Origin of the sequence: Prevotella sp. oral taxon 475, assembly GCF_018127805.1 — a bacterium.
Lineage (GTDB): Bacteria > Bacteroidota > Bacteroidia > Bacteroidales > Bacteroidaceae > Prevotella.
The window spans coordinates 2,174,603-2,194,925 of sequence record NZ_CP072334.1 but is presented as its reverse complement, the minus strand read 5'-3'; the positions used below and the strand labels follow the sequence as shown (position 1 = coordinate 2,194,925).

Below are 20,323 nucleotides of genomic sequence, written 5' to 3'. Positions count from 1 at the left end.
GAAATGTTCAGAATGATCCGCGAGACTTGTGGAAGCTTTCTGAGCGTTTCAGAAGCAGCAAAAAGAAGAAAACAACGTTCCATCCTACGTGGAACGGAAAAGGTGGAAAAGCCACCTCAAACAAAAAAGACAAACAATGAAATTGAACCTGAAACGCCCCTTGGTGGTCTTCGACCTGGAGACAACGGGGCTTGATCTTGTCAACGACCGAATCATTCAGATTTCCTACATTAAAATCCATCCCGACGGACGGGAAGAACGAAAAGACTTGTTGGTGAACCCCGGCAAGTCTATTCCTGTAGAAGTGGTTCAGCTCACCGGCATCACCAACGAACAAGTGGCCCAGGCCCCCACGTTTAAAGAACTGGCCGCCGACTTGGCCGCCGCCTTCCGTGGATGCGACTTTGCCGGATTCAACTCCAATCACTTCGATGTGCCCCTCTTGGCCGAAGAATTCCTGCGTGCAGAAATCGACTTCGACTTCTCCGCCTGCCGGCTCATCGACGCCTTGACCATCTTCCACAAAATGGAACGACGAAACCTGGCCGCTGCCTATCAATTCTACTGTGGACGGAAGATGGCGGACGACTTCGCCGCTCACCGAGCCGACCAGGATGCTGAAGCAACCTATCGCGTTCTGATGGGGCAACTCGACAAATATTCGGCCGAGAATCAAGAGGAAGAAGAACGACGCCTACAGAACGACATGGACTTCCTATCGGACTTCTCCAAGACGGACGACAACGTGGATTTTGCCGGTCGAATCGTGTGGCGACCTCTTCTTGATGCCCAAGGACAGGAGGTGGTGGGACCCGACGGACGGGTGATAAAAAAAGAATACTTCAATTTCGGCAAATACAAGGGTATGGCCGTGACCGAGGTGCTGCAACGCGACCCGGGCTATTACAGTTGGATGCTCGGTGCGGAATTCACCAACAACACCAAGCAAGTGCTCACGCGAATCCGGCTCCGCGAGTTCAACAATCAATAATTCTCCTCTCAGGTTCCCCCAGTCATGCTTCAAGGAAAGAACATCGTTTTAGGTATCACGGGCAGTATCGCCGCCTATAAATCATGCCTCATCATCCGCGAACTCGTGCGACGCGGAGCCCAGGTGCAGGTCGTTATCACGCCGGCGGGCAAAGAATTTATAACGCCCGTCACCCTTTCGGCCCTTACGCACAGAGCCGTTGTCAGCGAATTCTTCTCAGCCAACGATGGCACCTGGCACTCACACGTCGACCTGGGACTCTGGGCCGATGCCCTGCTCATCGCTCCGTGCACGGCCAGCACCCTGGGGAAAATGGCCGCCGGCATTGCCGACAATATGCTCCTCACAACTTACCTCTCGATGAAAGCCCCGGTGTTCGTGGCTCCGGCTATGGATTTAGACATGTTCGCCCACCCCGCCACGCAGAAAAATCTGGACCGACTCCGGCAGATGGGGCATCACATCATCGAACCGCAAGACGGATTTCTGGCCAGCGGCCTCTTGGGGAAGGGGCGAATGGAAGAACCCGGTCGAATTGTGGCCGAACTTGAACGATATTTTGCCGTGGAGCAAGCGACGACCGATTCGGCCGAGAACACGACTACCGACGGAATGAGAGCCGATACAGCTGCGGGCGATTTACAGGGGCGGCGCGTACTGATTACGGCCGGGCCCACCTACGAGCGGATCGACCCTGTGCGGTTCGTGGGTAACTATTCGAGCGGGAAAATGGGTTTTGCGTTGGCCGAGGAATGTCGGTCTCGCGGAGCCGAGGTGACGCTCGTAGCCGGTCCCGTGGCAATCAGCTGTTCGCCCTCGATCCGTCGCATCGACGTGGAGAGTAGTGAAGAGATGTACGAGGCCTGTCTTGCAGCCTTTGCCGATGCAGATGCCGCCATCCTCTGCGCTGCCGTGGCCGACTTCAAACCCGCTCAGACTGCTGCCCGAAAAATCAAGCGAAAGGGCGAGAGCTTGGCTCTGGAATTGGTTCCCACGCACGACATTGCCGCCGAGCTCGGTCGTCGGAAACGTTCGGAGCAGGTGTTGGTGGGATTCGCCTTAGAAACTGACAACGAAGAGCAGAACGCGCAGGAGAAACGGCGTCGAAAGAATCTCGACTTGATCGTCCTCAACTCCTTGCGCAACCCCGGAGCAGGATTCCGGGGCGACTACAACCAGGTGACGATTTTCTCGGAGGCGGGTCAACGATCCTTCCCTCTGAAACTCAAAACGCAGGTGGCCGGCGACATTGTCGACGAGCTCTGCGCGCGATTGTAGAACAACCCACACGGCATTTTCCGATATGCGCAAGTCAACGATACTTCTTCTCGGTCTCCTGCTCGCCCTGCGAGCCTTGGGGCAAGAGCTACGGGCGAAGGTGACGGTGAACCACACGCAGGTGCAGACCAGCGAGACGGGCATCTTCGAACAGCTGCAACAAACCTTGGAGCAGTTTGTCAACACCCGGCAGTGGACACCGTTACAGTTTCGCGAGAACGAACGGATTGTCTGCAACTTCAACCTCACCGTGCAGAAGTACGACAGCCAGTCCCATCTCTTCACCTGTAAGGCTCTGATACAGGCCAATCGCCCCGTTTACAACTCCGCTTATTCGTCGGTGTTGTACAATAACGTCGATGCCGATTTCAACTTCGAGTTCTCACCCTACGACCAACTCGAATTCAACGAAGAGAACCTCTCCCATCAGCTCACCGCTCTCGTGGCCTACTACGCCTATCTCCTCATCGGTCTCAACCTTGACAGTTTCGCTCCTATGGGCGGTGAAGACGTGCTGCAACGCTGTTTCACGTTGGTGAACAATGCGCAGACGCTGTCTTTCCCGGGTTGGAAGGCCTTTGAGAACAGTCGCAACCGCTTCGCCCTCATCAACGATTACCTCGATGGCGGCATGCAGCCCTTCCGCCGGTTGCAGTACGACTATTATCGCAACGGGCTCGACGAGATGGCCAACAACGCCGAGCGTGGACGGGCCAACATCACCACTGCCCTACTGGATGATTTGAAAAAGGCGTATGAGAACAAACCTTTGAGTCTGTTGCCGCAGATTTGGACCGATTATAAACGCGACGAACTCGTACAGATCTACCGGCGGAAGGGTACGCAGAAGGAGAAAGAATCGATCTACGACCTGCTTTTCCGCCTCAACGCCAGTCAGAGCAACGCCTGGAATCAGATCAAGGAGTGAGGGCTTTGGAGGAGTGAAAGGAGTAAAGGAGTAAAGGAGTGAAAGGAGTAAAGGAGTGAGGAGGAGTGAAGACGAATGTCTTGCAGTTGATCGTTCTCTCCAGATATGGGTTCTGAACAGTTCAGTAGCATCATTTTGGTCTCCGCGGCGGTTCTGAACAGTTCAGTAGCATCATTTTGGTCTCCGCGGCGGTTCTGAACAGTTCAGTAGCATCATTTTGGTCTCCGTGGCGGTTCTGAACAGTTCAGTAGCATCATTTTGGTCTCCGTGGCGGTTCTGAACAGTTCAGTAGCATCATTTTGGTCTCCGTGGCGGTTTTGAACAGTTCAGTAGCATCATCTTGGTCTCCGTGGCGGTTTTGAACAGTTCAGTAGCATCATTTTGGTCTCCGCGGCGGTTTTGAACAGTTCAGTAGCATCATTTTGGTCTCCGTGGCGGTTTTGAACAGTTCAGTAGCATCTCTGGGTGCCGGCAGTCGTTTCCCCGCGGCGGGGAATCCTCTTTCAACAACAAAAACAACAGAAAAATGCTTACACAACTATATATTAAGAATTTTGCGCTCATCGACGAACTCGACATTCCCTTCGAGCCCGGATTCTCCGTCATCACCGGCGAGACCGGAGCCGGAAAGAGCATCATCCTTGGAGCTCTGGGCCTGGTGATGGGGCAACGCGCCGACGTGAAAGCCATCAAGCACGGCACGGAGAAATGCACCGTCGAGGCCCACTTCAACATCGAGGCTTACGACCTGGCCGACTTCTTCGAGCGTAACGACATCGACTACGACCCCGCCGACTGCATCCTCCGCCGCGAAATCAACGCCTCGGGCAAGAGCCGCGCCTTCGTCAACGACGTGCCCGTAGCTCTGGGCACGCTCAAAGAGTTAGGCGAGCGGCTCGTCGACATCCACAGTCAGCACCAAAACCTGCTCCTGGGCAAGGAAGACTTTCAGCTCGGCACGGTAGACCTCATCGCCCAGAACGCCCCGCAGCTTGCCGACTATGGCCAGGTCTTCAGCAAGTATCAAGCTGCACAGGCCCATCTGCGGGAACTCGAAACCCAACTCGCCGACAGTCGCGAACGCGAAGAATATCTCCGGTTTCAGTGTGGCGAACTTGAGGAAGCGCAGTTGCAAGCCGGCCAGCAAGAAGAACTCGAACAGGAGGCCGAGACCGTATCGCACGCCGAGGAAATTAAAGCCGCTCTCTATTTGGCCGTCGATCAACTGGACGGCGAAAACACCAGTCTGCTCTCCACCCTGCGCACCCTTGCCGCCCGACTGCACGACATCGAGACCCTTTACCCCGGCGCAAAAGAAGCCGGCGAGCGAATCGACAACTGTTACATCGAGCTCAAAGATCTGGCACGAGAACTCGGTTCGCAGGTAGACGAGGTGGAGTTCGACCCCGCCCGCCTCGAGACCATCAACAGTCGGCTCGACACCCTCTACTCGCTCGAGCGAAAATATCGAGTGGAAACGGTAGACGAACTCCTCGCCCTGCGCGACAACCTGCGCAGCCAGCTTCAACGCATCGATCATGGCGACGAGGAGCTCCGCGAATGCCAAGCGCAGGTAGACCGACTCTTAGACGAGTGCCGACAGCTGGCCCAACAGCTCACCCTCACCCGGCGCGAAGCCGCCACCCGCCTCGAAACCGCCCTACAGGGGATGCTCGTCGACTTGGGCATCCCCAAAGCCCGATTCCAAATCGCCATCGACCAGCGAGAACTCACCGCCACCGGGCACGACCGCCTCTCCTTCCTCTTCAGTGCCAACAGCAGCACTCCGATGCTGCCCGTGAGCGAAGTGGCCTCGGGCGGCGAAATAGCTCGCGTGATGCTCTCGCTCAAAGCCCTCGTCAGTCATGCCGTCAAGCTGCCCACCATCATCTTCGACGAGATAGACACCGGCGTAAGCGGTGGCGTGGCCGAGAAGATGGCCCACATCATGGGACAGATCGCCCAGGGCGAACGGCAGGTGATCGCCATCACTCATCTGCCCCAAATTGCCGCCCGAGGCACCGCCCACTACCAGGTGACGAAACAGGAAACCGATCATGGCACCGTGAGCCGCATGCTGCGTCTCGACGACGAGGGCCGAGTGGTCGAAATCGCTAAAATGCTCAGCGGTAGCAATGTTTCCGAGGCAGCGATAGATAACGCTAAGTCGCTCCTGAATCTCTCCGCCTCCCTCTCCAAACACAAATAAATAGCTTCCGAGGGTTCGGAAAGCTCAAAAATATATTTAAGAGTCCTCCATCTCTCAACTTAGGAGGCTTGAATTTTCGGACGACTCAACAATAACAATGGAACAACCCTATCCCTCCGCACTTCTCGAAAAAGCCGTTTCAGAATTCAGTCTGCTCCCCGGCATCGGCCGAAAAACGGCCCTGCGACTGGTGTTGCATCTGCTCAAAATGTCTGTAGACGAGGTGGAAACTTTTACTCAGGCCCTGCATCGTCTGAGAACCGATGTGAAATATTGCCGCGTGTGCCATAATATCAGCGACACCGATGTGTGCAACCTCTGCGCCAGTCCTCGGCGAGATGCCTCTACCGTGTGCGTCGTGGAAAACGTGCAGGACGTTATGGCCATCGAAAACACCCAGCAATACAACGGACTCTACCACGTCTTGGGCGGGATCATTTCGCCGATGGAAGGCGTGGGACCCGGCGACATCGAAATCGATTCGCTCGAACAGCGTGTCAAAGACGGCGGAATCAAAGAGGTGATTCTCGCCTTGAGCAGTACGATGGAAGGCGACACTACCAACTTTTATATCTCCCGAAAACTCTCTCCCTATGGGGTGAAACTGAGTGTCATCGCACGCGGCATCTCCGTGGGCGACGAAATAGAATATACCGACGAGGTGACGCTGGGACGATCCATTCTCAACCGAACCGCAATGAACGAATGATGATGAAAAAAATAGAAACACTCCTGAAAACAGAATTCTATGGCTCCGTCCTCGTAGCCTTCGCCCTCGTGGTGCTCTTCGAGAGCGATGTGCTGCCCGCAGGATGGCTCCTTGACGGGAAAGAAGCCGATTTCCTTTGGGCCACACTCATGCAGTTGCTCACCATAGGAGGCATTCCGGTGGCCTTCGCTTTGATTCGTCCGGGCGGCGGGCGTGGCGGGTATGCCCGTCGGGCCGTCTTGCGACTGAGTTTGTTGGCTCTGCCGCTCGTGGCCAATACGCTGCTCTACTATGCTTTTCTCAACGTGGCCTTCGGCTATCTCGGCATCATCCTCTTCCTGAGTATCCTCTTTGTGAGGCCTACGCGGCAACGGTTTGAGAAAGAATCGGCCTATTTTACTTCGCAAGACAAATCGACGGAGCGATGAGCAAGGAACTCTCGGTGGTAGTGGTCAACTACAACGTCAAATATTATGTGGAGCAATGTCTCCACGCACTTCATAGAGCTCTCGAGGGAGTGGATGCCGAGATCTTCGTCGTAGACAATCACTCGCGTGATGGCTCTGTGCCCTATCTCCAGGCGCGGTTCCCCGAGGTGCGGATCATTGCCAGCGCACACAACAATGGGTTCGCCCATGCCAATAACGTGGCGCTCAAGCAGTGCCAAGGAAAATTTGTTCTGTTGCTCAACCCCGATACCATTGTGGGCGAGAATGTCATCCGCGAGATGCTTGCCTTTGTAGAGCAACGAGATCGGATTGGCGGGATAGGGGTCGAGATGATCGGGGCCGACGGGCAGCGAGCAATGGAGTCGAGACGCGGCGTGCCCAGTCCGATGGTATCGTTTTACAAGATGTGCGGCCTTTGTGCACGATTCCCTCGGAGTCGGCGATTCGGCAAATACTACATGGGCTATCTACCATGGGACGAGGCTGCGCAGATCGAGGTCGTTAGCGGGGCCTGCTTCCTCATTCGACGTAGCGTACTTGAGCGCATCGGACTCCTCGATGAAGACTTTTTTATGTATGGCGAAGACATCGATCTCTCTTGTCGCATTCTCAAAGCAGGCTTCGAGAACTGGTTCCTCCCCTGTCGCATTCTTCACTATAAGGGCGAGAGCACCCAGAAAACATCCTTTCGCTATGTACACGTTTTCTATCAGGCGATGCTCATCTTCTTTCGGAAACATTATCAGCATCTGCGCTTCTGGCTCTCGTTTCCTATCAAAGCCGCCATCTATACCAAAGCTTTCACTTCCCTGCTTTCCATTCAGACGCAACTGTTGCGCAAAACACTGGCCTTGGGAATGAAACGCCGTCCCGACCCATTCTATCTCTTCATCGGCGACAACGATATGTTGGCAAAGTCTCGTGCGCTGGCCGAGAGTAAGGGACTGGAGGCCGATTTCGTCTCGGGCACTCAGGAGTCGCTCCCTGACGGGCATCTCTCGCTGGCAAGTCTCCCCGAAAAAGAAAGTTTCGTGGTCTATGACACGTCTTCGTTCAGCTACGAAAGGATGCTCAGTCTTTTCTCCTCCCAACCGATGAAGAATGTTAGTCTCGGCACCTTCAATCCCGATACGGAAATCCTCATCACTCATCGCGAAGTCATCCAATGAAATCTCCCCAAATCTTTTTACGTGCCATTGAACCCGAAGACCTCGATGCGCTCTATAAAATCGAAAACGATCCGGAACTATGGGGCGTCAGCACCACCAATGTACCCTATTCTCGTTTCGCTCTGCATGCCTATGTGGAAAGTTGTACCAACGACATCTATACCGACAAACAGGTGCGACTGATGATTGAAAACGAGTGCCACGAAACCGTGGGAATCATCGATCTCACCAGTTTTTCTCCCCAAAACAGTCGTGCCGAGGTTGGAATCGTCATCATGAAACCCCATCGCCGACAGGGCTACGCTTCGGCAGCTTTGGTAGAACTCATTTCTTATGCCCGCAAGATGCTTCATCTTCATCAGCTCTACCTCGTTACTTCGGAGCGCAATGTACCCTGCCTACAGCTATTCGCTCAGCAGGGATTCCGACAAACTGCCACCCTTCACGACTGGTTTCTATCAGGTGACAAGCATGAAAATGCCTGTTTCATGCAATTATTTCTCTAAAAAAGCAGTCAATGTTTTGGCGATAAAATAATTTTCCCTACCTTTGCAACCGCAAATAAGACTGATGTTTTTCAGGGTGCGTTAGTTCAGTAGGTTAGAATGCCTGCCTGTCACGCAGGAGGTCACGAGTTCGAATCTCGTACGCACCGCTCAAAACATCGTCTTGCACCATAAAGGTGCGTTAGTTCAGTAGGTTAGAATGCCTGCCTGTCACGCAGGAGGTCACGAGTTCGAATCTCGTACGCACCGCTAAAGGGAATGTGAAACATCACATTCCCTTTTTCATTCAAGAAAAAGAACAAACATAGGTAAAAGGAACAAGAAGATGAGCAAACAAAAAAGATTCTTATTACAGGAGAACGAACTCCCCACACAGTGGTATAACCTTCAGGCCGATATGATTACCAAGCCGCTTCCGCCGCTGAATCCGGCAACCCAAGAACCGCTTACTGTCGAAGATTTAGCGCACATCTTCAGTGAGGAGTGCTCGCGGCAGGAACTGGATATGGAACACGCCTGGATCGATATTCCCGAAGAGGTGCAGGACAAATATCGCTATTATCGCGCCACGCCGCTCGTGAGGGCTTATGCCTTGGAGGAGGCTCTCGACACGCCGGCGCATATCTACTTCAAAAATGAAAGCACCAATCCGTTGGGTTCGCACAAAATCAATTCGGCTTTGCCCCAGTGTTACTATTGCAAACAGGAGGGCGTGACCAACGTGACCACAGAGACAGGAGCTGGGCAATGGGGAGCCGCGCTGAGTTATGCAGCCAGTGTGTTTGGGCTCTCGGCGGCGGTCTATCAAGTAAAGATTTCGATGAAGCAGAAACCTTATCGTTCGCTTGTGATGCGTACGTTTGGAGCCGAGGTGACTGGTTCGCCTTCGATGTCTACTCGGGCAGGGAAAGATATCATCACGCGCGACCCGATGCACCAGGGATCGCTCGGTACGGCCATCTCCGAAGCGGTGGAATTGGCCACTACTACGCCCAACTGTAAGTATACGCTTGGGTCGGTGCTCAGTCATGTGACGCTGCACCAGACGGTTATTGGGCTCGAGGCCGAACGACAAATGCAGATGGCCGGCGAATATCCCGACGTGGTGATTGGATGCTTTGGCGGTGGAAGTAATTTCGGTGGATTGGCCTTCCCCTTTATGCGGCATAACATTCTCGAGGGGAAAACCACCGAATTTCTCGCAGCCGAACCCGCCAGTTGTCCTAAGCTCACACGCGGTCGATTCGGATACGACTTCGGCGATGAGGCCGGTTATACGCCGCTTCTTCCGATGTACACCCTGGGACACGACTTCCGACCGGCCCATATCCATGCCGGCGGTCTGCGTTATCATGGGGCCGGCGTCATCGTTTCGCAGCTCCTCAAAGATGGATTGATGCGCGGCGTCGACATTCCCCAACTCGAAACTTTCGAGGCGGGCATCCTCTTCTCGCGTACCGAGGGTATTATCCCTGCACCAGAGAGTAGTCATGCCATCGCGGCAGCCATTCGTGAAGCTCGGCGATGCCGAGAGAACGGCGAGCAGAAGGTGATTCTCTTCTCGCTCTCGGGGCACGGACTGATGGACATGACGGCCTACGACCAGTATCTTAGCGGCGATTTGCGCAACTACACACTCTCCGATGAAGAGATCGAACAAGGCCTTTCGCATCTGCCGAAGCTGAAATAAAGGCTCTTTCACGTTGCCCCAACAGTTCTCCTCCTGTCTGCATACGCTCTGCGACAGGAGGAGTTTTTGTTTCCTTATAAGAGAATACACGCAAAATATAGCACGTTAATTTGTTTGTATCAAAAGATTCTACTACCTTTGTCGCCGTCTTTAAAGGCAACAGAACAAAGGATATATTATATAATGTGTAGCGTGCATACAAATATAGGCATAACGGTAGGGCAGAAAAAAGCAAATTTTTCTGCATCTTTTAACGCCTTATATTTGGTAGAGATAAATAATTTGCTAACACACACACACACACACACACACACACACACACACACACACACAATATTCGCACCTATTGTAGTGTAAGATATTTTCACGTTTTTCTACGCGCGCGTAAAGCGTGTGTATTCCGCATTGACAAAGGGCTCTCCGGGGTTCCCTTTGTCTTTCTTTTTATGTCTTTTCTGCGAGAATTGGAACAAGAAAATAATTTCAAAAATTTATCATTTCAATAGATTTAATATGAGTAAAAATCAAGTAACAAACCGGACATACATAGTGCCGGAAATTCAAATCATCGGTATGGAAAATCATATCGGATTTATGGAACTCTCGTTTCGTGACAATGGAGGTCACAAGAAAGTGGGCGATGACAGCGACGAACTCAATGCCCGACAGGGATTTTTTGAGGAAGAAGACGAAGAGGAGTTTGAAGAATGAAACCAAGTAAAACAAAGTTGACAATAGAATAAAACAGAGATAACGTATGAAGATAAAAGTATTTTTTAAACTTTCGACCTTTCTCTTGAGTATTTTACTGGCTGCAAGTTGCGCCAATAACGAGTATGCGGCAGAGAAAGGCGAGCAGCAAGAGGATTTCGACACCACAGGACTCACCGCATTTGCTATGGTGGAAAAGAAAGAGACCACTCCGAAAAGCCGCACTACGGCGGAATATGATGGTTCGGGACTTAATTTTTATTGGACTCTTGGTGACCTCATTTGGATCAACGACCCCGCTGCTCCTCTGGCATCGAGGTTGAAATCGTGTAGTAAAAGTAACATTAGCGCATCGCTCAGGCCCAATTCCAATACACCCAGTGCTGCGCAGCGAGCGGAAAAAGCCGTCTTCTATTTTGCCGGTAATTACACTTTACCGCAATATAGTTTGCGCTACACAGGTGGTAGCGGTTCGCCAGATAAAGTTCAAATTCGGGACATGCAATCTCAGAACTATCCCAATGCCTTTGATCAAATGGGGGCAAACGGAGACTTTGGCGTGGCTACAGCTAAGAGAAAAGTTGGAAGATATGAATTCGAACTGGAACATAAAGCAGCCTATGCCACTTTCCTACCTTATACCGCGCAGACAACGATAGCCGGATTTAAGTTACAAGAAATCACCATAAAGGCCAATGAACACATGGCTGGGACCTATGACATTGATGATGCGGGGAATTTGTCTGGTATCACGAATCCCTCGAGTAGCATTACCATGACCCTTAGTTCTCCAGGCAATTTTTCTATTCCTCAATTTGCAGCCAATCCGGCAGCAAACGCAACTACGATGGTTATTGCGCCAGGTACCTATCATAACTTTACTGTATCATATAAGCTCTACAATCCCAATGACTATTCTACCTTTGTTCTTACCAAGACCTATCCGAGCGTAACATTCACGGCGGGGAAGAACAAAAAAATAACCCAGCAATTGAAAATCAGGGAATACCATCCGGAATATTATTTATGGGATGCACTCTCTGGCCGACATCTTTGGAAAGGTTATGAGAGCTATCAACCTAAGAAGGATGGAGAATCCAATAAGGCCTATGCGCCTCTGAGCTCTGCTGACAGTCGTTGGTACAATGAAGCGACTTTCCCCATGCAAGCCACCCAAAGTGCACAAAAAGCACCCAACACCAATGAGGTATTGTGGTATATGCAGCATGGAGATGCCCGCTGGGATGAAAGTATTGCTTATATGGTCTTTGGTAGAATTTATACAGGTGGCGTTTGGCTGAAGAAGCTCAGCACCATTGCAACCGAACATCCAGGAAAAAACCTTCACGAAGAAGCACCCGACGGGAAAGATCGCAGAACGGATCTATCCGGTTTGGATAACACCTACTTATATGAGCACAGTGGCAGTCTTCCCACGACGCTCCCGACAGACCTTAGCAAATATTTTTTCCTTCCTGCTTTCGGTTCCTATCAAGGGCGTTTTGAAGAGCAAACAATGTTTATGTATGTAGGACTCTATGCGCAGTTTTGGACCTCTTCGTCTGCTTCAGGAGTCGTTACTCTCGGTGGTCATACGTATTCTGTTGCAGTTGCTTTTGGTTTCGGTAAAACATACCAATTTGTACAGCGTCCGACTGTCCGAAGGATAGCTATGCCTGTATTCAGAATTGACGATGAAGATGTATATAACCCCTTCTAAGGATTTGCAAATATGATCTGCAGAACAAAATGTTACGTTGCAGGACAATGCAACGTACAGCATTAGGCGAAAGCGAAATGTGCCTCTAAGAGAGGCCCTTGACGGCATTCAAACACCTATGAAGGAATTGTTTGAATGCCGTTTTCTTTGCCTGAAGGTTCAGTCTGAACCCAGCAATTGTCACGCAGACGATACCTTTCCAATCGTGTCTACACTCAATCAATTGACATCTTGGCACGCCATTCTTTTCTCTTTTACGGGTCGGTGAAATGGAACTGTCATCCCATCTCTTAGCTTTCGGCTTCCATTTTCTTAGCTTTTGCATGGCATTTTCTTAGCTTTTGAGGTGCAAAAGCTAAGAGATGGGAAGAGCGAAAAGAAAGATCTCTTCTTTTTCTTTTTCATCACAGTATGAAGTTGCAGGATGAGGGATTTGGCGATCATAGAAATATCGTTTACTTTTGTAGAAGAAATAAATGAGACATGGAGTATCTGAATCGATTTCACAAAGAAGCCGTGGAGAGGAAGCGAAAGAAAATAGCCGAATCCAAGCGGTGGTCGATGAGCTCGGAAGACGCAGTCAAGGATATGAAACGCAATATGGAAATGGCAGAAAAGCTGTAAAGAGACTTTCTTTCTTTTGTAAGAGTGCCCGATTTTTCGTAATTTTGCGCATCATTTCAATAGCGAATACAATATTATAACTCATGAATATCTCATACAAATGGCTGAAAGAGTATGTCGATTTCGACCTTACCCCGCAGCAAACAGCCGACGTATTGACCTCCTGTGGCCTTGAAGTAGACAGCATCGAAGAGGTGCAAACCGTGAAAGGCGGACTCAAAGGGCTCTTCGTGGGGCAGGTGCTGACGTGCGAAGCACACCCCAACTCCGACCATCTGCACGTGACGACCGTCGATCTCGGCCGAAACGAACCTTCGCAAATCGTCTGCGGCGCATCAAACGTGGCCGCCGGACAAAAGGTGATCGTAGCAGATCTCGGCTGTGTGCTGTATGACGGCGATCAAGAGTTTGTCATCAAGAAGTCGAAACTGCGCGGCGTGGAGAGCTTCGGCATGATTTGCGCCGAAGACGAGATAGGGGTGGGCTCCTCGCATGAGGGCATCATCGTGCTGCCCGACGAGGCAAAGGTGGGCACTCCCGCAGCCGAATATTACCAGTTGGAAAGCGACTGGCTCATCGAAATCGATATAACGGCCAATCGGGCCGATGCTTTGAGCCACTATGGCGTGGCCCGCGACTTGTATGCCTGGCTGGTTCAGAATGGCTATTCCACGTCTCTTCACCGGCCGGACGAGAGTGCCTTCAAGGTGGACAATCACGATCTGCCCATCGAAGTGACCGTAGAGAACACCGAAGCATGCAGACGTTATGCCTGCGTTTCTATCATGGGCTGCGAGGTAAAGGAGAGTCCGGAGTGGCTGCAAAACAAATTGCGCACCGTTGGCTTGCGTCCCATCAACAATATCGTAGACATCACCAATTATATCATGATGGCCTACGGGCAGCCGATGCACTGTTTCGATGCCGATATGGTGACGGGGCGACACATCATCGTTAAGACGCAACCCGAAGGAACCCCGTTTGTGACCTTAGACGGCGAGACCCACACGCTGGGCGCTACCGATTTGAGCATCTGTAACGAAGAGGAGCCGATGTGTATCGCCGGCGTGTTTGGCGGGAAAGGCAGCGGTACGTATGACACTACGCGTAATGTGGTGCTGGAGAGTGCCTATTTTCATCCTACGTGGATTCGGAAAAGTGCCCGCAGACATGGCCTCAGCACCGATGCAAGCTACCGTTTCGAGCGGGGTATCGACCCCAATGGCGTGATATATGCCCTCAAACAGGCGGCCATCTTGTGCAAAGAACTGGCCGGCGGACGGGTGTCGATGGAGATAAAAGATGTCTATCCTCAGCCCATCGAGGGCTTTGAAGTGAGTCTGTCCTATGACTATGTAGACCGTATCATCGGCAAACAGATTGGCAACGACACCATCAAACGCATCGTCTCGACGCTCGAGATGGAGATTCTACGGGAAGACAAGGAAGGGTTGCTGCTCAAAGTGCCGCCCTATCGGGTGGATGTGCAGCGGGCTTGCGACGTGGTGGAGGATATTCTGCGCATCTACGGTTATAATCATGTAGAGATTCCCACGCAATTGAAGAGCTCGCTCACCATTCCAAGCGAGGAAGACCGGCAACATCAGCTGGAAACGCTGGTGGGAGAACAGCTCGTGGGCTGTGGATTTCATGAGATTCTGAACAATTCGCTCACAAAGGTGGCCTACTACGAGGGGCTGAACCATTATACCGAAGAGACGTGTGTGAGGGTGATGAACCCGCTGAGTGCCGACTTGGGCATGATGCGACAGACGCTGCTCTTTGGCGGTTTGGAGAGCATTCAGCGCAACGTGAACCGTAGAAACGCCAATCTGCGACTCTTCGAGTTGGGCAATTGCTATCATTATCATCCCGAAAAGGCCGGCGAAGACTGCCCGATTCGTGCCTATACGGAAGAGATGCACCTCGGACTCTGGCTCACCGGCAAACGCATTGAGGGCTCTTGGGCACATGCCGACGAGGCTTCTTCGTTTGCAGAGCTAAAGGCCTATGTGCAAAACATCTTTGCACGCTTGGGCGTGGCTGCCGGTATGCTCGTTACGGAGAGAGGAGACGATAACGTTTTCAGTCAGTCGCTCGTCTTCAAAAACCGCGGTGGCAAACGCGTAGCCGAGCTCGGACTCGTCGCTTCTTCTCTTCTTCAACGGTTCGATCTAAGCCAGCAGGTGTTCTTTGCCGATATCGACTGGTCGGCCTTGATGAAGGTGGCGCGACGAAAAGAGGTGGAGTTCCGCGAAATTAGTAAGTTCCCGGCTGTGAGTCGCGACCTGGCACTGCTGATTGACAAGCAGGTGGAATTCCAATCTATCGAGACGCTGGCGATGCAAACCGAGAAGAAATTGCTCAAAAGGGTCGAGCTCTTCGATGTCTATGAGGGAAAAAATCTTCCCGAGGGCAAGAAGAGCTATGCCGTGAACTTCATTCTGCAAGACGAAAACGCTACGCTCAAAGATCAACAGATTGAGGCCATCATGCAGAAACTGATCCGTGCCTTGAAAGAAAAGCTGGGAGCGGAGTTGAGATAATGGACCATCGAGAATCGATGGTTGGAAATGGACACTTATAAACGGAACAACTAAATATGGGAAGAGCTTTTGAATATCGCAAAGCTGCGAAACTAAAAAGATGGGGACACATGGCCCGCACATTTACAAAGATTGGTAAACAAATTGCCATTGCCGTGAAGGCCGGCGGTCCGGAACCGGAAAACAATCCCACTTTGCGGGCCATCATTGCCAATGCTAAGCACGAAAATATGCCTAAAGACAACATCGAACGGGCTATTAAGAATGCGATGGGCAAAGATCAGAGCGAATATAAGGAGGTGACTTATGAGGGATATGGCCCGCACGGCGTGGCGATCTTCGTCGATACGCTCACCGATAATACCACAAGAACGGTGGGAGATGTGCGCTCGGTCTTTAATAAATTCAACGGAAACCTCGGTACGACGGGATCGCTCTCGTTCCTTTTCGACCATAAATCGGTTTTCACCTTTAAGAAAAAGGAGGGACTCGACATGGACGAATTGATCCTTGAACTCATCGATTACGGTGTAGAAGACGAATACGATGAGGACGACGAGACGGGAGAAATCACGATCTACGGTGCACCTACCAGCTTTGGAGAAATACAAAAACATTTGGAAGAAGAGGGATTCGAGGTGACCGGGGCCGAGTTTACCTACATTCCGAATGACTTGAAAGAGGTGACCGACGAACAACGCGAGGTGATTGACAAGATGGTGGAGAAGCTCGAAGACTTCGACGACGTGCAAACCGTCTACACCAACATGAAGTGATGCAATCCAAATGTGGGGCTATTTGAAAACAAACAGGTGAGATAAAAGAAAAGACGGCATGCTTCTGATGCTGAATATATGAAGGTAACGGTAGTTACAGTGGCCTATAATAGTGCCACGACGATAGCGAGTTGCATGCAGTCGGTGTTGAATCAAACCTTTCCTGACATCGAATACATCGTCGTAGATGGACTGTCGAGCGACAACACCATCGGTCTTATCTGCGAATTTGAACCAAGATTTGCGGGCAGAATGCGCTGGGTGAGCGAGAAAGATGCCGGGATTTACGATGCCATGAACAAAGGTTTGCGCATGGCTACAGGCGATGTGGTGGGTATTTTGAACTCGGACGACTTCTTTACGACAACAGATGTGGTGGAGAAAGTGGCGCAAGCGTTTTCCGACCCGATGCTGGATGCTGTTTATGGCGACGTGCATTTCGTTCGCGAATCCGACTTAACGCATAGCGTGCGGCATTATTCATCGGCAGGTTTTCGCCCTTGGTGGCTGCGCTTCGGTCTGATGCCGGCTCATCCTTCATTCTATGTACGCAGAGAAGTGTTTGAAAAGGCTGGACTGTACAAGACGGATTATCAAATTGGCGGCGACTTTGAGATGATGGTCAGGCTTTTTAAGCGGTTCAACATTAGGGCAAAATACCTGAACATAGACTTTGTTACGATGCGCACAGGCGGTGTTAGCACCAAGAATATGGGCAGCCGACTGACGCTATTGCGCGAGGACGCGCGTGCATGCAGAGAGAATGGCCTCTACACTCACCCGTTGCTGATCTGCCTGAAGTATTTTTATAAGGTATTGGAATTTAGGCTTTGATGCATGTATTTGTCGTGAAGGCCTGATGGGATGCACCTTCTTGTTCGTTTTTCTTGAGAAGTTGGGTGTATAGTTCGAGATATTCTGAAAAGCGTTCTTCCTTATTGAAATGCCGAACGACATGCTGTCTACAAGCGTCTTCGAAAGTTGTGGCAGGTTGTTGGCATAAGAGTTCTATCTTAGTGGCGGCTGTTTGTATATCGCCTTTCGCTATCACGACACCCGTTTCTGCCGTAATGGCTTCGGGACTTCCACCTGTATTGTAAGTAACGACAGGTGTTCCACAGGCCATCGCCTCAAGATTGGTTGTGGGAAAAGTGTCTTCCCAAGTGGGGTTGAAATAAACGCTGGCAGCCGAATAGAGTGAGCAGAGTTCGCGTTGGCTGTCTGTGCGACTAATGCCTACAATGCCTGCGCGAGCAGCTAACTTTTGTTCTTGTTTGTTCAGACCCACAAGAACGATACGGATGGATGGGGGCAAGAGTGATGCAAGCTGAAGAAAGTCGGGTAAACCTTTTCGATACCAGTTGGAGGCAACCCCCAAAACGATGGCACAATGGGCAGGGATGCCATACTTCTCTTTCACCCAGCTCACTTCCGTCTGCTTGCTAAAAACATTCGTATCAATACCATTATATATAAGGTGGATGGGCGTATGTTTGAAAAACGACTGCTGTAACTGATGCTGTAACCATTGGCTTACGGGTACGAGTGTAAGGTGGTTGAGAGAAAGAAAGGTCTCTTTTTTTTGTTCGAAGTTGCGAAACGAGCGATCTAACAGCCAACTCTTAGGATATGCTTTCTTTTGTGGGCATTCCGCACAATGCGTTTTCCATTTCTCACATCCACAAAATTCATAGTGCGCGCAATGGCCTGTAAAGCTCCAACAGTCGTGCAGCGTCCACACCACGGGGATGTCGTGTTGGCGTAGGTATTGAAAAAGCAGTGGATAATGGAGGTAATAGCCATGTATGTTGTGCAGGTGTACAATGTCGGGGTTGACGTTTCTGACGAATTGCAGTAACGACTTGGTGGCCTTCTGAGACATTAAGCCGTGGTTGTCGAGCAGTCGTGAAGCCAACCCATGGCGCATTTCATCCCATCTGTTTCCGATATGGAAGAGATTGGATGCGCTGGGATTGGCCCATCTTCCGTATGCGATGTAGCTTTGCCAGCCTTGCTTGATAGCCGCCTTACCTATACCTTCTGCTATCTTTCCATGTGAACCCCAGTTGGCAGTGATGTTGATTTGTAGCAGCTTCTTCATTCGTAGGTTTTATTGCAACTGATGAAATAGTTAATGTGCTGAATGGGCCAGAAAGGTTCGAAATGCCTACGATTGAGAACTTTCCCATTAAAAGAGAAGTAATGTTTGTAATCGGATTGCGAGAAGACATACTTATAAGCTTTACAGGCGATGTCTATTGACCGCTGATTGGCATGTGTAAGTTTTCCATAAGGAAAGGCAAAGTAGTGGCAGGGCTGTTGTAGCTGTTGTTCTATTACTGTTTTGCAAGTTACGATTTGGTGACGGAGCGTGTCTTCATCGTCGGTGTTAATCATGTAATGGTCCAAGGTGTGTGCCCCTATCATATGTCCGCGGTTGGCCAATTCGCTTAGATGCGACCAACGCATAGGCTGTTTTCCCTCGGTAAGTACTGTGTGGTTGTTGAAATATTCAATGTAGGCGTCGTCCCCTTCCACATAATTTGGATTGACAAAGAAGAGAGCATTTACGCCAAACTCTTCCAAAAGAGGAGCGAAAATGTCGTAACACTCCATAAAACCATCGTCGAACGTGAAAGCTACCAGTGGTTTGTCGGGACATTCTTTGCGCATAATGCACTCTACTGCCTCTTCTATTCGAATGAAACATACATCGTGCGACAGGTTTTCCAGTAAGTTCCGAAAGGTGTCGGGCTCTTTTTCGGTTGCTATTCTGTGGCCGTTTAAGATGTGGATACCTGGAGCTGGAGTTGCCCAGGCACCAAGAATGTTCAGTATTTCTTCTCGGGCAATGCCGCGCAGACGTTGGTATAGGGTGGAGTTAGGTTTCATTGAGCACTTTTCTTATGACTTCTAATTGATAATGAATGTTCCATTTGCGGTCGATTTCGTCAAAAGCCTTCCGCCTGGTTTGCTCGCGTTTGCCTACGTCTGCGCAGATCCAATATTCTATTTCCTGTTTCAGGCTCTTGGCATTGCCTTGTTCGAAGAATGTTCCCGTTTCGCCTTGACGTATGGATTCAAACTCTGGCATTTGGTAAGCGAAGTTGTTATGGGTAACGACGGGGCATCCAAACGTAAGCGAATGAATGGCTGTAAGGCCTACATTACCAGGCGAAACGCAGACATGGGCATTGTAGAACAATTGCCCAAGCACCTCATCGTTATAACAAGGGCCATACATCCAAACGCTATCAGCCACGTTCTTGTCTTTGGCATACTGGTCGATATGAACCTGTTCAACGTCTTTACCAACGAAGACAACATTAATGGGGTGGCCTTCTTGCTTCAATTGGGCAACGCAATCTATGAGCAATTCTAACCTTTTACTTTTCTGAATTCTTCCACAATAGATGACAGTTGGGTTGTCGTTACGGAAATGTTGGCGGTAGATGTCGCTACAAGCAAGTTGTTCTCGTATGGCGCGTTCTTTGTCCGAATCCATCGAATTGGCAATGCAATACATCTTTCGCCTGGGTATTCCCTCTTTCTGCATCAGGGCAATGGCGTATTCGCTATAAACCATCAATGCGGAATGCAAGGAGAAAAAGAGCTTTTTTACCAGTCTTTTTATTGTTCCCTCCCTGCCATACCATCCATGTGTCCATGCAATAGTTTTCTTTCGGGTAAGCTTGGCTAATAACAATATGGCCCATGAGGAAAGACAGAAGGGCTCGCCATCAATGATGTAATAACGATAGGGCTTAAAAAGCAACCTTACCGAACCACGTTGCCAATAGAACGGACCGAAATAAACATTTTTCAATGTTTGGTGATAGCCTTCCAGCTGGGTATAATCGAACTTCTTTATTGGTGTTGCTACTTTGTCGCCCAAGTAAAAATGGCACGCAAAGGCTTTGGCCATCTCGCTGAAGATGGGGAAACGGTAGTGTGAACCAATGTTTGTAATAAGACAAAGCGGTTTGGAAACAATAGGATTCATCGTCTTATTCTTGA

The 20,323-nt window shown here is 50.6% G+C and carries 18 protein-coding genes and 2 tRNA genes; 17 read left to right on the top strand and 3 right to left on the bottom strand.

Going from position 1 to position 20,323, the window contains the following annotated elements; all coding sequences use genetic code 11:
- The first annotated feature begins 136 nt into the window (after positions 1-136).
- The 17 genes from J5A66_RS08695 (at position 137) to J5A66_RS08615 (ending at position 17,140) form a co-directional block, all read left to right on the top strand.
- Positions 137-991: a 3'-5' exonuclease gene (locus J5A66_RS08695; RefSeq protein ID WP_211790236.1), complete on the top strand. Its 855-nt coding sequence runs from the start codon at positions 137-139 to the stop codon at positions 989-991.
- A gap of 24 nt (positions 992-1,015) precedes the next feature.
- A complete protein-coding gene (gene coaBC / locus J5A66_RS08690; RefSeq protein ID WP_211790235.1) occupies positions 1,016-2,269 on the top strand; it encodes a bifunctional phosphopantothenoylcysteine decarboxylase/phosphopantothenate--cysteine ligase CoaBC in 1,254 nt (417 codons plus the stop codon).
- Between the two features lie 25 nt (positions 2,270-2,294).
- A complete protein-coding gene (locus tag J5A66_RS08685; RefSeq protein ID WP_211790234.1) occupies positions 2,295-3,197 on the top strand; it encodes a DUF4835 family protein in 903 nt (300 codons plus the stop codon).
- 526 nt (positions 3,198-3,723) lie between these two features.
- The gene (recN, locus tag J5A66_RS08680) at positions 3,724-5,406 is read left to right on the top strand and encodes a DNA repair protein RecN (protein ID WP_211790233.1); all 1,683 of its coding nucleotides are present in this window, start codon (positions 3,724-3,726) and stop codon (positions 5,404-5,406) included.
- A gap of 97 nt (positions 5,407-5,503) precedes the next feature.
- Positions 5,504-6,115, top strand: a complete 612-nt coding sequence (gene recR / locus J5A66_RS08675; protein ID WP_211790232.1) for a recombination mediator RecR — start codon at positions 5,504-5,506, stop codon at positions 6,113-6,115.
- Complete coding sequence (locus tag J5A66_RS08670) at positions 6,112-6,543, top strand: hypothetical protein (RefSeq protein ID WP_249109958.1); 432 nt, start codon at positions 6,112-6,114, stop codon at positions 6,541-6,543. The genes recR and J5A66_RS08670 overlap by 4 nt, the downstream gene beginning before the upstream one ends.
- Positions 6,540-7,733, top strand: a complete 1,194-nt coding sequence (locus J5A66_RS08665; RefSeq protein WP_211790231.1) for a glycosyltransferase family 2 protein — start codon at positions 6,540-6,542, stop codon at positions 7,731-7,733. Before J5A66_RS08670 ends, J5A66_RS08665 begins: the two co-directional genes overlap by 4 nt.
- Positions 7,730-8,239: a GNAT family N-acetyltransferase gene (locus J5A66_RS08660; protein ID WP_211790230.1), complete on the top strand. Its 510-nt coding sequence runs from the start codon at positions 7,730-7,732 to the stop codon at positions 8,237-8,239. The genes J5A66_RS08665 and J5A66_RS08660 overlap by 4 nt, the downstream gene beginning before the upstream one ends.
- 75 nt (positions 8,240-8,314) lie before the next feature.
- Positions 8,315-8,388 (top strand) — tRNA-Asp (locus J5A66_RS08655).
- 26 nt (positions 8,389-8,414) lie between these two features.
- Positions 8,415-8,488 (top strand) — tRNA-Asp (locus J5A66_RS08650).
- A gap of 76 nt (positions 8,489-8,564) precedes the next feature.
- The gene (locus tag J5A66_RS08645; protein ID WP_211790229.1) at positions 8,565-9,929 is read left to right on the top strand and encodes a TrpB-like pyridoxal phosphate-dependent enzyme; all 1,365 of its coding nucleotides are present in this window, start codon (positions 8,565-8,567) and stop codon (positions 9,927-9,929) included.
- Positions 9,930-10,502: 573 nt separating this feature from the next.
- Positions 10,503-10,640 (top strand): hypothetical protein, encoded by a 138-nt coding sequence (locus J5A66_RS08640; protein ID WP_211790228.1) that lies wholly within the window; start codon positions 10,503-10,505, stop codon positions 10,638-10,640.
- A gap of 46 nt (positions 10,641-10,686) precedes the next feature.
- The gene (locus J5A66_RS08635; RefSeq protein ID WP_211790227.1) at positions 10,687-12,360 is read left to right on the top strand and encodes a hypothetical protein; all 1,674 of its coding nucleotides are present in this window, start codon (positions 10,687-10,689) and stop codon (positions 12,358-12,360) included.
- A 483-nt stretch (positions 12,361-12,843) separates the two neighbouring features.
- Positions 12,844-12,984 (top strand): hypothetical protein, encoded by a 141-nt coding sequence (locus J5A66_RS08630; RefSeq protein ID WP_211790226.1) that lies wholly within the window; start codon positions 12,844-12,846, stop codon positions 12,982-12,984.
- Positions 12,985-13,067: 83 nt separating this feature from the next.
- Positions 13,068-15,530, top strand: coding sequence for a phenylalanine--tRNA ligase subunit beta (gene pheT, locus J5A66_RS08625; RefSeq protein WP_211790225.1), 2,463 nt, complete (start codon positions 13,068-13,070; stop codon positions 15,528-15,530).
- Positions 15,531-15,586: 56 nt separating this feature from the next.
- Positions 15,587-16,306 carry a YebC/PmpR family DNA-binding transcriptional regulator gene (locus J5A66_RS08620; protein WP_211790224.1) on the top strand — a complete coding sequence of 240 codons (720 nt, stop codon included), beginning with the start codon at positions 15,587-15,589 and terminating at the stop codon, positions 16,304-16,306.
- A 78-nt stretch (positions 16,307-16,384) separates the two neighbouring features.
- Positions 16,385-17,140, top strand: a complete 756-nt coding sequence (locus tag J5A66_RS08615) for a glycosyltransferase family 2 protein (RefSeq protein WP_211790223.1) — start codon at positions 16,385-16,387, stop codon at positions 17,138-17,140.
- Here the strand turns inward: J5A66_RS08615 and J5A66_RS08610 are convergent.
- Genes J5A66_RS08610 through J5A66_RS08600 form a run of 3 tightly spaced genes read right to left on the bottom strand, consistent with a single transcriptional unit; the run spans position 17,130 to position 20,309 of the window.
- Positions 17,130-18,407 carry a glycosyltransferase gene (locus J5A66_RS08610; RefSeq protein ID WP_211790222.1) on the bottom strand — a complete coding sequence of 426 codons (1,278 nt, stop codon included), beginning with the start codon at positions 18,405-18,407 and terminating at the stop codon, positions 17,130-17,132. The genes J5A66_RS08615 and J5A66_RS08610 overlap by 11 nt on opposite strands.
- Positions 18,404-19,198, bottom strand: coding sequence for a polysaccharide deacetylase family protein (locus J5A66_RS08605; protein ID WP_211790221.1), 795 nt, complete (start codon positions 19,196-19,198; stop codon positions 18,404-18,406). The genes J5A66_RS08610 and J5A66_RS08605 overlap by 4 nt, the downstream gene beginning before the upstream one ends.
- A complete protein-coding gene (locus J5A66_RS08600) occupies positions 19,188-20,309 on the bottom strand; it encodes a glycosyltransferase family 4 protein (protein WP_211790220.1) in 1,122 nt (373 codons plus the stop codon). Before J5A66_RS08600 ends, J5A66_RS08605 begins: the two co-directional genes overlap by 11 nt.
- Positions 20,310-20,323: the final 14 nt, after the last annotated feature.